The following is a 207-nucleotide window of genomic DNA, read 5'->3' on the forward strand; positions in this document are numbered from 1 at the left end:
TGGCCTGGTAGAACGCCGGCAGCTCTTCGACATGTTCCGGGTGTTCGGCCATGAAATCGGCCAGCGCCCACTGCAGCGGCGTCACGCCGCAGAAGTTGACGTACTGATGCACCTTGCGCAACTCGGCACTCAGGGCTGGCGGCGCGATCACATAGCCGGTCTTCCAGCCGGTCACGTGGTAGGTCTTGCCGAACGAACTGACCACGA

The 207-nt window shown here is 62.8% G+C and carries 1 protein-coding gene; it reads right to left on the reverse strand.

Annotation, left to right across the window (positions count from 1 at the left end; translation table 11 throughout):
- Window positions 1-207: aminotransferase class I/II-fold pyridoxal phosphate-dependent enzyme (locus RRF55_RS29485; protein ID WP_439419525.1), on the reverse strand; the 207-nt coding region annotated here is incomplete at both ends.

Source organism: Klebsiella sp. K47 (genome assembly GCF_051858335.1).
Classification (GTDB): domain Bacteria; phylum Pseudomonadota; class Gammaproteobacteria; order Enterobacterales; family Enterobacteriaceae; genus Klebsiella; species Klebsiella pneumoniae.